10 protein-coding genes are annotated in these 12,772 nt (G+C 69.2%); 5 read left to right on the forward strand and 5 right to left on the reverse strand.

Annotated features, from left to right (window positions below):
* The first annotated feature begins 8 nt into the window (after positions 1-8).
* Complete coding sequence (locus GH266_RS22570; protein ID WP_158195851.1) at positions 9-1,136, forward strand: Gfo/Idh/MocA family protein; 1,128 nt, start codon at positions 9-11, stop codon at positions 1,134-1,136.
* Here GH266_RS22570 and GH266_RS22575 read toward each other — a convergent pair whose 3' ends face one another.
* Positions 1,137-2,534, reverse strand: a complete 1,398-nt coding sequence (locus GH266_RS22575; protein ID WP_158195852.1) for an aminotransferase-like domain-containing protein — start codon at positions 2,532-2,534, stop codon at positions 1,137-1,139. It abuts the gene before it with no gap.
* Positions 2,535-2,654: 120 nt separating this feature from the next.
* Here GH266_RS22575 and GH266_RS22580 point away from each other — a divergent pair, with 120 nt between their 5' ends.
* Positions 2,655-3,515: a DMT family transporter gene (locus tag GH266_RS22580; RefSeq protein WP_158195853.1), complete on the forward strand. Its 861-nt coding sequence runs from the start codon at positions 2,655-2,657 to the stop codon at positions 3,513-3,515.
* 18 nt (positions 3,516-3,533) lie between these two features.
* Here the strand turns inward: GH266_RS22580 and GH266_RS22585 are convergent, their stop codons facing one another.
* Entirely contained in the window at positions 3,534-4,415 is an 882-nt protein-coding gene (locus tag GH266_RS22585; RefSeq protein WP_158195854.1) for a LysR family transcriptional regulator, read from the reverse strand.
* Between the two features lie 188 nt (positions 4,416-4,603).
* On the opposite strand from GH266_RS22585, the gene GH266_RS22590 reads away from it, so the two are divergent.
* The 3 genes from GH266_RS22590 to GH266_RS22600 all read left to right on the forward strand — a co-directional run bounded on the left by GH266_RS22590 (position 4,604) and on the right by GH266_RS22600 (position 8,902).
* Entirely contained in the window at positions 4,604-6,103 is a 1,500-nt protein-coding gene (locus tag GH266_RS22590; RefSeq protein WP_158195855.1) for a CoA-acylating methylmalonate-semialdehyde dehydrogenase, read from the forward strand.
* Positions 6,104-6,571: 468 nt separating this feature from the next.
* Positions 6,572-7,765, forward strand: a complete 1,194-nt coding sequence (locus GH266_RS22595; RefSeq protein ID WP_158195856.1) for an acetyl-CoA C-acyltransferase family protein — start codon at positions 6,572-6,574, stop codon at positions 7,763-7,765.
* A 138-nt stretch (positions 7,766-7,903) separates the two neighbouring features.
* The gene (locus GH266_RS22600) at positions 7,904-8,902 is read left to right on the forward strand and encodes a ChaN family lipoprotein (RefSeq protein ID WP_158195857.1); all 999 of its coding nucleotides are present in this window, start codon (positions 7,904-7,906) and stop codon (positions 8,900-8,902) included.
* Positions 8,903-8,920: 18 nt separating this feature from the next.
* Here the strand turns inward: GH266_RS22600 and GH266_RS22605 are convergent, their stop codons facing one another.
* From GH266_RS22605 to GH266_RS22615, 3 genes are all read right to left on the reverse strand, one after another.
* On the reverse strand, positions 8,921-9,232 hold the full coding sequence (locus GH266_RS22605; protein ID WP_158195858.1) for a hypothetical protein: 312 nt from the start codon (positions 9,230-9,232) through the stop codon (positions 8,921-8,923).
* A gap of 118 nt (positions 9,233-9,350) precedes the next feature.
* Complete coding sequence (locus GH266_RS22610; RefSeq protein WP_158195859.1) at positions 9,351-11,462, reverse strand: potassium/proton antiporter; 2,112 nt, start codon at positions 11,460-11,462, stop codon at positions 9,351-9,353.
* 177 nt (positions 11,463-11,639) lie between these two features.
* Entirely contained in the window at positions 11,640-12,770 is a 1,131-nt protein-coding gene (locus tag GH266_RS22615; protein ID WP_158195860.1) for a saccharopine dehydrogenase NADP-binding domain-containing protein, read from the reverse strand.
* Positions 12,771-12,772: the final 2 nt, after the last annotated feature.

The raw sequence follows: 12,772 nt of genomic DNA on the forward strand, positions 1-12,772 counted from the left end.
ACGATGCGATGACCAGTCCGGACGGGTCCCTCGGTGTCGGCCTTATCGGCACCGGGTACATGGGCAAGTGCCACGCGCTGGCCTGGAATGCGGTGCGGGCCGTCTTCGGCGATGTCGCCCGCCCGAGGCTCGAAATGCTGGCCGAGGTCAGCGAGGACCTGGCCCGCCAGCGGGCCTCGGCCTTCGGCTTTGCCCGCGCAACGTCCGACTGGCGGGCGCTGGTGAACGATCCGGCGGTCGATGTGGTGTCGATCACGACGCCGAACGCGTTTCATCCCGAAATGGCGATCACCGCGCTGCAGGCCGGCAAGCATGTGTGGTGCGAAAAGCCGATGGCGCCGGCCCTTGCCGATGCGCAAGGGATGCTGGCGGCGGCGCGGGCGAGCGGGCGCATCGCGGCGCTCGGCTACAACTACATCCAGAACCCGGCCTTTCGCGAGATCGCCCGCATGATCGCGGACGGCGCCATCGGCGAGCCCATCCAGTTCCGCGCCGAGATGGACGAGGACTTCATGGCCGACCCGGAGCAGGCCTTCTATTGGAAGAGCGAGGCGAGTTCCGGCTACGGCGCGCTCGACGATTTCGCCGTGCATCCGCTGTCGCTGGCGCACCGGCTGTTCGGCAAGGCGGAGCGCGTGTTCTGCGACATGGCGAAACCCTATGCCACCCGGCCGCTGGCCGAGGGCGGCCGCCGCGCGGTGGAAACCCACGACATGGCCAATGTCCTGCTGCGCTTTCCCGGTGGGCTGCAGGCGAGCCTGCTGGTCAACCGTTCGGCCTGGGGGCGCAAGGGCCGCATCGCGCTGCAGGTCTTCGGCTCGAAGGGCTCGATCCTCTACGACCAGGAGCGGATGAACGAGATCGAGCTGTACAGCGCGACCGGCGATCCGGCCCGCCAGGGCTTCACCCGCATTCTCGCCGGGCCCGCGCACCCGCCCTATGGCAGCTTCGTGCCGGCGCCGGGCCATGGCCTCGGCTTCAACGATCTCAAGGTGATCGAATGCCGCGAGCTGATCCGCCTCATCAAGGGCGAGCCGGCGAGCCTGATCACCTTCGAGGAGGGGATCGAGATCGAGCGCACGGTCCATGCCGCCGCCCGCTCCTTTGCCAGCGGCGGCTGGGAGGAGGTCGGCTGATCAGTTGATCCCGCGGGCCTCGCTCAAGGCCTCTGCCAGCACGGCATCGACCTGCGGCCCGCCCATCTGGCTGACGTTGAAGCGCATGAAGGCAGGTTGCGTCTGCGCCGCGCTGAAGGCATTGCCGGGCGCCAGCACGATGCCCCGCTTCAGCGCGGCGCGGGCGACATCGGCCGCATCCAGCTCCTCCGGCAGCCGGCACCACAGGTAGAAGCCGCCGCGCGGCTCCAGCCAGGGGGTGATGCCGAGCGCGCCGAGCCGCAGGGCCGCCTGCCGCCGCGCCCGCGCAAGGCGCGTCTGCAGGGCGGCGACATGCTTGCGGTAGCCGCCATCGGCGAGCACTACGCGCAGCAGCTCGGCTGCCATCGGGCTCGGCCCGCCGAAATTCGTCGCCACCTGCAGGTCGATCAGCGCCGAGATCCAGTCGGGCCGGGCGGCGATATAGCCGCAGCGCGCCGAGGCCGACAGCGTCTTGGAAAAGCTGCCGATGCGGATCACCCGCTCCAGCCCGTCGAGCGCGGCAAGGCGGGGGGAGGGCTCCGGCTCGAAGGCGGCGAAGATGTCGTCCTCGATGATGGTGAGATCGTGCTGCGCGGCGAGCACCAGCAGCCGGTGCGCCACGGGAGCCGAGATGGTCGCGCCGGTCGGGTTGTGCAGGGCCGAGTTGGTCAGGTAAAGCCGCGGCCGCGCGCTCGCCAGCACTTGCGCGAACCGCTCCGTGTCCGGCCCCTGCGGCGTATAGGGAACACTGATGATCCGCACCTGATGCGCCCGCAGCAAGGCCTGGAAGTTGAAGTAGCAGGGATCGTCGACCAGCACCGTGTCGCCGGGGCGCAGCAGCAGCCGGCAGATCAGGTCCATTCCTTGCGTCCCCGAACCGGCCAGCAGGATGCGGTCGGGCGGCACCTCCAGCCCCTGCTCGGCAAGATCGCGGGCGATCAGCCGGCGCAGCTCGCCCTGTCCCTGCGCGCTGCCATAGTCGGCGAGCGTTTCCGCCTCCACCCGCGACAGGGCGCGCAGGGCCCGCCGGAGAGCATCGGTCGGCATCCACTCGGCCGGCAGCCAGCCGCAGCCGGGCTTGGGCAGGGCGGGATCGGCGTCCAGCGCCTGCCGCGAGATCCAGAACGGATCGATGGCCCGGTCGAGCCGTGCTCCCGTGGCGGAGATCTGCAGCGGCTGCGGCGTGTCCAGCACGAAGAAGCCGGAGCCGCGCCGGGCTGTGATCAGCCCGTCGGCGGCCAGCCGGTCGTAGGCCTCCACCACGGTGGACGGCGAGACCTGCATGGAGGCGGCGAGACCGCGGATCGAGGGAAGCCGCTCGCCCGGCGCCAGCGCCCGCGTCTCGATCCGCCGGCGGATCGCTGCCATCACGGTCTGCGTGCGGGTGCCGCGGGTCATCCTGTCGCCATCTGTATGGTTCGTTGCATCGATACAGTTTGGAGTGATTGTACTGGTCTGTACCTGTCTCCGCCAGCGCTCCTGCGCCACACATTGCGGATGACGGACAGGAACAGTGGCATGCACTCACCTCTCGCCGCCTGGGGCAACGGCCTTCTCGGCGTTCTGATCTTCAGCGGCTCGCTGCCGGCCACCCGCGTTGCGGTCGGCGGGTTCAGCCCGCTGTTCCTCACCTCGGCTCGCGCGGTGCTGGCGGCGCTGCTGGCCGGGGCGATCCTGCTTGCGTTCCGTCAAAGGCGCCCGGCGGCGAGCGATGTGGTGCCGCTGGTGCTGGTGGCGCTCGGCGTCGTCGTCGGCTTCCCGCTGCTCACCGCGATGGCGCTGGAGCATGTCACGGCGGCCCATTCCATCGTCTTCATCGGGTTGTTGCCACTGGCGACGGCGATCTTCGGCGTGTTGCGCGGCGGAGAAAACCCGCGCCCGCTGTTCTGGGCCTTTTCCGGCGCCGGTGCGCTGGCCGTCGCCCTCTTCGCCTTGCAGGGCAATGGCGAGATCTCGCTGGTCGGCGATCTGCTGATGCTCGCCGCGATCCTCGTCTGCGGCTTCGGGTATGCGGAAGGGGCGCGGCTGGCGCGCCGTCTCGGCGGCTGGCAGGTGATCTGCTGGGCGCTGGTGTTCTCGCTGCCGCCGATGCTGGCGCTGGCTCTGCTGGTCCATCCGCAGACCCTTGCCGGCATCGCGCTGCCCGCCTGGATCGGCCTTGCCTATGTCTCGGTCTTCTCGATGCTGGTCGGTTTCTTCTTCTGGTATCGCGGGCTGGCGCTCGGCGGCATTGCCGGCGTCGGCCAGTTGCAGCTGCTGCAGCCGTTTTTCGGCCTGCTGCTGGCCGGGCTGCTGCTCGGCGAGCCGGTCGCCCCGTCGATGATCGCCGTCACCGTCTTCGTGGTGGCCTGCGTCGTCGGCGCCCGCCGCCAGGCCTGAGGCCAGGCCTAAGGGAGGTCAGGAGAAGATCCCGCGCTCGCTCGCCACCGCCTCGGAAATGAAGTCGGCGACCACGCGCACGCGCCCAAGGTCGCGGACGCTCTCATGCAGCACCAGCCAGTAGCCGCGCGAGATCGTGCGCTCGGGCAGCACCTGCACCAGGTCGGGGTCGCTCCGGGCGATGAAGGCATGCAGGATGCCGATGCCCGCACCGGAGCGCACCGCCTCGGTCTGGCCGAGCGCGGAGGCGATCTCGAAGCGCGGCTGGAAGGCGCGGTCGATCTCCTCGGCATAGGCGAGCGCGCCGGAATAGACGAGATCCTCCACATAGCCGACCAGCGCGTGCGACTTGAGCTCGGCGGCGGTCTGCGGCGTGCCGGCCCGGGCGAGATAGTCGCGCGAGGCGTAGAGGCCGAGCGTGTAGTCGACCAGCTTGCGCGCCACCAGCCGGCCATGGTCCGGCCGCTCCACGGTGATGGCGATGTCCGCCTCGCGCCGCGACAGCGAGACCGCGCGGGGAACGGGGACGAGCTGCAGCGTCAGGGCCGGATGGCGCTCGGTCAAGGTGCCGAGACGCGGGGCGAGGAAGGCGACGCCGAAACCGTCGGGCGCGCCGATCCGCACGGTGCCGGAAACGGCGACATCCGCATCGCCGATCTCGGCGCGGGCCTCCAGCATCTCCGCCTCGATCCGCTCGGCGGTGGCGAGAAACCGCTCGCCGGCCGTCGTCAGCGCCGAACCGGTGGTGCGCCGGTCGACCAGCTTGACGCCGAGATCCTCCTCCAGCGCGCTGAGGCGGCGTGCGACCGTCGCATGGTTGACGCCGAGCGCCCTTGCGGCGGCGAGCAATTGTCCGCTGCGCGCCACGGCGAGGAAAATGCGTGTATCGTCCCAGTTCATGCGCGCTCTCCGAAAACCCTGGCTCAGGGCTAGCACGACTATAAATTTCGCACAACGGATGCGGCTTTCCGCCTATTGCGCGCAACAAAAAACGAAGGCATGACAGTGTCAGCCTCGAACGTGGCATCTGGCCGCGAAAAGGTGCGCGCTCCATCGTGCGGGCTGCGCCAAAAGGGAGAGAACGACCCATGAACACAATCGGACATTTCATCGGCGGCAAGCATGTCGAGGGCACCTCGGGCCGCTTCGCCGACGTCTACAATCCGGCCACCGGCGAGGTTCAGGCCAAGGTGGCGCTCGCCTCGCAGGCAGAGCTGCGCGCCGCGGTCGAGAACGCCGCCGCCGCCCAGCCGGCATGGGCCGCCCAGAACCCGCAGAAGCGCGCCCGCGTGCTGATGAAGTTCGTCGATCTGCTGCATCGCGACATGGACAAGCTCGCCGAGGCGCTGTCGCGCGAGCACGGCAAGACCATTCCGGACGCCAAGGGCGACGTCATCCGCGGTCTCGAGGTTGCCGAGTTCTGCATCGGCGCCCCGCACCTGCTGAAGGGCGAGTTCACGGAAGGCGCCGGCCCCGGCATCGACATGTATTCGATGCGCCAGCCGCTGGGCGTCGTTGCCGGCATCACGCCGTTCAACTTCCCGGCGATGATCCCGATGTGGAAGTTCTGCCCGGCGATTGCCGCCGGCAACGCCTTCATCCTGAAGCCGTCGGAGCGCGATCCGTCCGTGCCGATGATGCTGGCCGAGCTGATGATCGAGGCGGGCCTGCCGGCCGGCATCCTCAACGTCGTCAACGGCGACAAGGAAGCGGTCGACGGCGTTCTGGACGATCCGGACATCATGGCGGTCGGCTTCGTCGGCTCCACCTCCATCGCGGCCTATGTCTATTCGCGTGCCACCGCCAACGGCAAGCGCGCGCAGTGCTTCGGCGGCGCCAAGAACCACATGATCATCATGCCGGATGCCGACATGGACCAGGCGGCCGATGCGCTGATCGGCGCCGGCTATGGTGCTGCCGGCGAGCGCTGCATGGCGATCTCGGTTGCCGTCCCGGTCGGCGAGGAAGCCGCCAACGCGCTGATGCAGCGCCTGATCCCGCGCGTCGAGGCGCTGAAGATCGGGCCTTACACGGCCGGTAACGATGTCGACTTCGGCCCGCTCGTCACCGCCCAGGCGCTGGCCCGCGTCAAGGGTCTGGTCGACCAGGGCGTGAAGGAAGGCGCGACGCTTGCCGTCGACGGCCGCAACTTCACCATGCAGGGCTACGAGAACGGCTACTTCATGGGCGGCTGCCTGTTCGACAACGTCACCAAGGACATGTCGATCTACAAGGAAGAGATCTTCGGCCCGGTGCTCTGCGTCGTGCGCGCCAACGACTATGACGAGGCGCTCGACCTGCCGATGAGCCACGAATACGGCAACGGCACCGCGATCTTCACCCGCGACGGCGACACGGCCCGCGACTTCGCCAGCCGCATCAACATCGGCATGGTCGGCATCAACGTGCCGATCCCGGTGCCGCTCGCCTATCACACGTTCGGCGGCTGGAAGAAGTCGGGCTTCGGCGATCTCAACCAGCACGGCCCGGATGCGTTCCGCTTCTACACGCGGACCAAGACGGTGACCTCGCGCTGGCCGTCGGGCCTGAAGGACGGCGCCGAGTTCGTTATTCCGACGATGAAGTGAGCCCCGGTCGGGCGCAGCCCGAGCCATCGCCCCAGTGGGGCGATGGCAGGGGCGAACGCGGTCGAGTGTAAGCGGGCGTCAGCCCGCGTCGAGACCGCAACCCGGTCCGGCCCTTCGGGGCCGGATCGATCGTGCCGGTGGCATGATCGCGAGTGCACGCGGGCGCCAACCTGCGCCACGACCGCCACCCGGAAATATTGCGAAACCCGCTTCGGCCTGGCCGGGGCGGGTTTTTGTTTGCGCGAGGAGGGGAGCCGGCTGGCATGGCGCGGGAGCTTGAAAACGCTTCCTGATCCACCTGTCCGCCCGGCCTTCGGCGACACGTCCGCCTTGCTAAATATGCCGTGGCTTGTTTACCTGTCGCCCAGGGGCAAACTGGGCTGGCATCGGGGTCGGGAGGCACTCTCCTCGTCGTCGGCGACTGGACGGAAAATTCACAGGTCGGGCAATACGGAAGCGAGTAGATTGATGTCGAAGCGTGAAGTGGTGTTCCTGTCGGGTGTGCGTACGGCCATCGGGTCGTTCGGCGGTGCCTTGAAAACCGTGCCGCCGACGGAGCTCGGAGCCAAGGTCGCAGCCGAAGCGCTGCGCCGCTCTGGCGTTGCGCCGCAGGAAATCGGCCATGTCGTCTTCGGCCATGTCATCAACACCGAGCCGCGCGACATGTATCTGGCGCGCGTTGCGGCGGTGGATGCCGGCATTCCGGTGGAGACCCCGGCGCTGACGCTGAACCGGCTCTGCGGCTCGGGCGCGCAGGCCATCGTCTCGGCGGCCCAGTCGATTCTGCTCGGCGATGCCGACTATGCGCTGGCGGGCGGGGCCGAATCCATGAGCCGTGCCCCGTTCTCCAGCCCCGGCGCCCGCTTCGGCGTGAAGATGGGCGATGCGGTGATGCACGACATGATGCTCGGCGCCCTCAACGATCCCTTCGGCGGCGGCCATATGGGGATCACGGCGGAGAATGTCGCCGCCCGCTACAATATCAGCCGCGAGGCGCAGGATTCGCTCGCCGTGGAGAGCCAGCACCGGGCGGGGCTCGCCATCCGCGACGGGCGCTTCAAGGAGCAGATCCTGCCCATCGAGGTGCAGGCCGGGCGCACGGCCGTCACCTTCGACACGGACGAGCATGTGCGGGCCGACACCTCGCCCTCGACGCTCAGCGGCCTGCGCCCGGTCTTCCGCAAGGACGGCTCGGTGACCGCCGGCAACTCGTCGGGCCTCAACGACGGTGCGGCGGCCGTGGTGCTGGCCGACCGGGCGCTGGCGGAAGCGCGCGGACTGAAGCCGATGGCGCGGCTGGTCGGCTATGCCCATGCCGGCGTCGAGCCGGACGTGATGGGCATCGGTCCTGTCCCGGCGGTGCAGAAGCTGTTCGAGAAGACCGGCCTCACGGCGGCCGATTTCGACCTCGTCGAATCGAACGAGGCCTTCGCGGCGCAGGCCTGTGCGGTCATGCGCGAGCTCGGCTTCCCCTCCGACCGGGTCAACCCCAATGGCGGGGCCATCGCGCTCGGCCATCCGGTCGGCGCCACGGGCTGCATCATCACGGTCAAGGCGCTTTACGAGCTGGAGCGCACCGGCGGCCGCTACGGCCTCGTCACCATGTGCATCGGCGGCGGCCAGGGCATTGCGCTGGCGATCGAGAACCTCAACGCCGACTGATCGCACACCCTCTCGTGCCGGGGGCCTTTCCCTTTCCCTGAGAAGGCCCCATCTGCCCGTCAGACCCTATGTGTCGGTTCCTGCCCGCCGCGCCCATGGCGGGCAGGCCGATCATTGCCCGGCGATGGAAGCGAAGACATGACCCTGTCGGCCCTGCGGCTTGCCGCCGCCCTGTTGTTCGTTCCGCTTGGCGGCCTTTCGCCGGCGGGCGCCCAATCTACCGGTGCGCCGGCGGGCGGGTTCACCCTTGACGAGGGGGCGGACCATCCGCTGGCCGGTCGGGTCTGGTCGGTCTCAAGGTCCGCCTTCGTGCCGCCGGCCGAGGTGGAGACGGCGGTGGCCCGCGCACGCTTCGTCCTGCTCGGCGAGATCCACGACAACCCGGACCATCACGCGCTGCAGGCGCAGCTGTTGGCGGCGGCGACGGGGGAGGGCGGGCGCAAGCCCGCGGTGGTGCTGGAGATGCTGCCGCGCGACCGACAGGGCGATGTCGAGGCCTATCTCGCCAGCGGAACGGCAACGGCGGCAGGGTTCGGCGAGGCGCTCGGCTGGGCGGAGAGCGGCTGGCCGGACTATGCGATCTATCGGCCGGTGATCGAGGTCGCCTTCGAACTGGGGCTGCCCGTCATTGCCGGCGACACGCCGCGCGAGGAGCGCCGCAAGGTCGCAGCCGAAGGGGCGGAGGCTCTGGGCGCGGAGCGGATCGCGGCGCTGCGCCTTGCCGAGCCGCTGGGCGAGGCGGCCGATGCGGTGCTGCTCGACACCCTGTTCGACGGACATTGCGCGATGATGCCGCGCGAGGCGCTGACCCCGCTCGTCGCCGTGCAGCGGCTGCGCGATGCAACGCTTGCCGATGCGATGATCTCGGCCGGAGACGACGGGGCTGTCCTGATCGCCGGCAGCGGCCATGTCCGCAAGGATCTCGGCGTGCCGCGCTATCTCGAATGGCGGGAGCCGGATGCGGCTGTCGTTGCCGTCGGCTTCGTCGAGGTGACGGAGGGCGAGAGCGCGCCGTTGCTTTATGCCGGCGGGACGGCGGACGTGCCGCCGCCTTACGACTATCTCTGGTTCACGCCCCGCAAGGATCGCGGGGATCCTTGCGAGGGATTGAAAGAGCGCTTCGGCGGCAAGAACTGACGGCCGCCGGCGAAAGGCTCAGGGGGCCGGGGCCGTTGCTGCTCCGCTGGCGACCTTCGCGTCGTAGCACTGGCGAACTGCTTCCTTTTCGGCGTCGGTCATTTCGCGCTCGCCGAGCGCAAAGCTGTCGAACCCGAAGGGTGCGGCAACGCCGTTCGTGACGCTCACTCTCTGCCGGATCGTGGAGAAGCCCTCCAGCTTCGCCTCCTTGGTGCAATCCGAGAAGATGAAAAACTCGGGAGGAGGCCCCTGCCGCTTGGGTGCGGAGCCGCAGGCGGCAACCAGGGAGGCCGAGGCGATGACGAGGGCAAGCGTAGTCAATCGGTGCATGCTGAATGGTCCATGACATGAAATGAAAGACACTGTGACGGGCGCACCATAAGGGAGCGCTTCCACGATGTCTTTTCCCCAGTTCATGTTTTTTGCCCGCCTTCAGGCGACGGCTCGCTCAGCGGGACTGGTCGCTGCCGGCGGCGGCAAGGCGCGGCGGCGCGTCGGGCTCGTCGTCCCGGTCATCGCTCTTGCGCTTGGCCGGGGCCTCGTCCTCGTCGTCGTCCTGGATGCTCGCCTTCGTCGTCGCGCGCGCTGCCGCGGGCGGCGGGGCGACCGGTGTCGAGGCCGGTGTCGAGGCAGGTGTCGAGGCTGGGGACTTGGCGGTGTCCGCTGGCGGCGCGTCGGACGCAGGGACCTCCGTCGCCGCCGGCCGGTCATAGGCGTTCTTGCGCCGCGCGATCACCTTGGCGCGCGCCCGTTTGCGCCGGATGCGGCCGGTCACCCGGCGGGTGGCCTTGTAGATGTCCTCGCGCGAGAAGAAGAAGGGCAGGGTCGGTTCCGCCGGCTCGACATGTTCCACGGCAAGGCCGACGGCGGTGATGACGTGGTCGTCGTCGATCGCGCGCACCACCAGGTCGATGTCGCCATAGGCGACGCGGTCGGTCGGCTCCACGTCGTCGCCGAGCTCGCGCATCATGAAGGCGCGCAAGGTCAGGTCCGCATCGCCCTTGTTGACATGGAAGCCGTAGAGCGCACCGAGTTCCGCCAGCCGGGTCTCCGGGTCGAGGTCGAAGTCGCCGAACAGCGCCGGGTCGTTCTCCTCCTGCGTCGCGGCGGCGAACAGCGTGTCGAGCACCGGCACCTGGCGCGGGTTGGCGAGGATGTAGAGCCGGTCGCCGGGCTGCGGCTTGCCGGCCTTCTGCAGGCGGATGTTGCGGCCCTCGCGCAGGATCAGCACCGGCCGCGCCCAGCGGGGAATGCGCTCGCCTCTCGCGACCGGGCTCGCCGGATGGACGGTGTAGCCGACCAGCTCCAGGTCCTGTCCGCCGGGCAGCTCCAGCTCGATCCGGTCGACCGGTCCCATGCGCGCCGGCACGGTCAGCTTCAGCCAGCGCGCCATCGGGCGGATCGTCCAGCCCTGCAGCACCAGCGAGGTCAGCACGATCAGGAAGGTGACGTTGAAGATCTCCTGCGCGTTCGGCAGGCCGGAGATCAGCGGCAGGATGGCGAGCAGGATCGACACCGCACCGCGCAGGCCCACCCAGGACACGAAGGCGATCTCGCTGCGGGAAAAGCCGAAGGGCATCAGGCAGAGCCAGACCGCGAAGGGCCGGGCGAGGAAGATCAGCACCGCGGCAAGGCCGAAGCCCTGCACCGCCACGTCGCCGAACTGCGAGGGCGCGGCGAGCAGGCCGAGCGTGACGAACATGCCGATCTGGCTGAGCCAGGTCGTGCCGCCCTGGAACTTCTTGAGCGAAGGCTGCTGGCGCATGCGCACGTTGCCGCACAGGATGCCGGCGACATAGACCGCCAGGAAGCCGCTGCCGCCGACCAGGGTGGTCACGGTCATCAGGACCAGCGCCAGCGCCAGCACCAGGATGGGGTAGAGCGCGGCCTCGAGCTTGATGCGATTGACGATCTGCACGATGGCATAGCCGCCGGAAAGGCCGGCCAGCAGGCCGAGACCCATCTGGCGGACGAATTCCAGGATCATCTCGGCGCCGGCCGCCGCATCCGCTTCCACCGAGCCGGCGGTGATCATGCCGATCAAGGTCACCGTGAGGAAGATGGCCATCGGGTCGTTCGAGCCGGATTCGACCTCCAGCGTCGCGGAGATCATTTCGCGCAGGTTCACCCCGCCGACCCGCAGCAGGAAGAACACCGCGGCCGCGTCGGTCGAACCGACGATGGCGCCGAGCAGCAGGCCGTCCGTCCAGGCCCATCCGAACAGGTAATGCGCCGCCGCGCCGACGACGCCCGCGGTCAGGGCAACGCCGACGGTCGCCAGCGCCAAGGCCGGCGCGGCCGCCAGGCGGAACGTCGCCAGCCGGGTGCGGAACCCGCTGTCGAACAGGATGAAGGTGAGGGCGATGGAGCCGATGAAATAGGCGGCCCTGGTGTCGGAGAAGGCGATGCCGCCCGGCCCGTCCTCGCCGGCGGCCAGACCCACCACCAGGAACACCAGCAGCAACGGTGCGCCGATGCGGAAGCTCACCAGCGACGTGAACACCGAAAGGGCGACGAGCCCGGCGGCGATCAGGATCAGCAGGTTGAGCGTTTCGAACATCGGCAGGTATTCTCCGGGCGCGGTGCGATCGCGCCGTGTCTGGACCGTGACGACCTCTCGGTTATCGGCAAATCGCGCCCGAAGCGGGGCGGAACATGGATATTGTATTGATATGAGTTAAAAAAATGGCGGTGCCAGGCACCGCCAAGGGGTTTTCTTCGGCAAAATGTCCTGCCGTCACGCCGCCGCGCGTTGCGCCCCCGCCGGTGCGGCGCCGAGCGCGCCGCTGTCCTGTCCGTAGGCGCGGCCGAAACGGTTGGCGAGGAAGGCACTGAGCGGGATCGCCTCCTGCGTGACGAAGCCGCGTGCCGGCAGCGTTCCGTCGCGCAGCATGTCCAGCGTCGCGCAGATGCCCGATGCGGTGGTGATCTGGATCGCGCTCCAGGTCTCGCCGGCCACGTCCTGCGCGGTCACCCGGTACACCGCCGACATCTGCTCGCGCTGGTCGCCGCGCCGGCCCGAGGCGGTGATGAACACCAGCACCACGTCCTGCCGGGTGATCGGCACCGCCGTCTCCAGCACGTCGCGCATCAGGTCGCGGCGGTCCTTCAGGCCGAGATCGGTGAGCAGCAGCCGCATGATGTCGCGGTGGCCGGGATAGCGCACGGTGAGGTAGCGCAGGTTGCGCACCCGCCCCGCCAGCGTCTCGGCCAGCGAGCCGAGCCCCCCGGAAGTGTTGAACGCCTCGTAGTCGACGCCGTCCAGCGAGAAGGTCTCGTAGCCTTCCAGCGGCTGCAGCAGCGTCCGCTCGCCGTCGAGCACCGCTTCGCAGGGGTTGCAGTATTCGTTGATCAACCCGTCCGTCGACCAGGTGAGATTGTATTTCAGCGCATTGGTCGGGTAGCGGGGCAGGGCGCCGACCCGCAGGGTCAGGTTCTCCAGCGCGTCGAAGCGGCCGGCAAGGTCGTGCGCGGCGATGGAGACGAAGCCCGGCGCCAGGCCGCATTGCGGCGCAAACGCCGTCTGCGCGCCCTCGGCCAGCGCCTTCACGGCCTTGGTCGAGGCGACGTCCTCGGTCAGGTCGAGATAATGCGCGCCGGCGCGCTTTGCCGCGCGGGCAATGGTCTGGGTGAGAAAGAACGGGGCGGCCGACAGCACCGCGCGGTGGCCGGCGAGTGCCGCTACCAGCGCCTCCTCGTCGGCGACATCCACCTGCGCCACGGCAATGTCCGGGCGCCGTGCGGCGGCGAGCGCGGCCGCGTCCCGGTCGGCGATGGTCACGCGGTAGTCGCCGGTTGCGGCGAGCAGGGCGGCGATGGTGCGGCCGATCTTTCCCGCACCGACGATGAGCACTGGCCAGACAGTCATGT

Origin of the sequence: Stappia indica, assembly GCF_009789575.1 — a bacterium.
GTDB classification, from domain to species: Bacteria; Pseudomonadota; Alphaproteobacteria; order Rhizobiales; family Stappiaceae; genus Stappia; species Stappia indica_A.

Coding starts and splice junctions, on each gene's coding strand:
- GH266_RS22575 (WP_158195852.1), bottom strand. CDS start 2,534: ATGACCCGCGGCACCCGCACGCAGACCGTGATGGCAGCGATCCGCCGG.
- GH266_RS22585 (WP_158195854.1), bottom strand. CDS start 4,415: ATGAACTGGGACGATACACGCATTTTCCTCGCCGTGGCGCGCAGCGGA.
- GH266_RS22615 (WP_158195860.1), bottom strand. CDS start 12,770: ATGACTGTCTGGCCAGTGCTCATCGTCGGTGCGGGAAAGATCGGCCGC.
- GH266_RS22595 (WP_158195856.1), top strand. CDS start 6,572: ATGTCGAAGCGTGAAGTGGTGTTCCTGTCGGGTGTGCGTACGGCCATC.
- GH266_RS22590 (WP_158195855.1), top strand. CDS start 4,604: ATGAACACAATCGGACATTTCATCGGCGGCAAGCATGTCGAGGGCACC.
- GH266_RS22605 (WP_158195858.1), bottom strand. CDS start 9,232: ATGCACCGATTGACTACGCTTGCCCTCGTCATCGCCTCGGCCTCCCTG.
- GH266_RS22600 (WP_158195857.1), top strand. CDS start 7,904: ATGACCCTGTCGGCCCTGCGGCTTGCCGCCGCCCTGTTGTTCGTTCCG.
- GH266_RS22580 (WP_158195853.1), top strand. CDS start 2,655: ATGCACTCACCTCTCGCCGCCTGGGGCAACGGCCTTCTCGGCGTTCTG.
- GH266_RS22610 (WP_158195859.1), bottom strand. CDS start 11,462: ATGTTCGAAACGCTCAACCTGCTGATCCTGATCGCCGCCGGGCTCGTC.
- GH266_RS22570 (WP_158195851.1), top strand. CDS start 9: ATGACCAGTCCGGACGGGTCCCTCGGTGTCGGCCTTATCGGCACCGGG.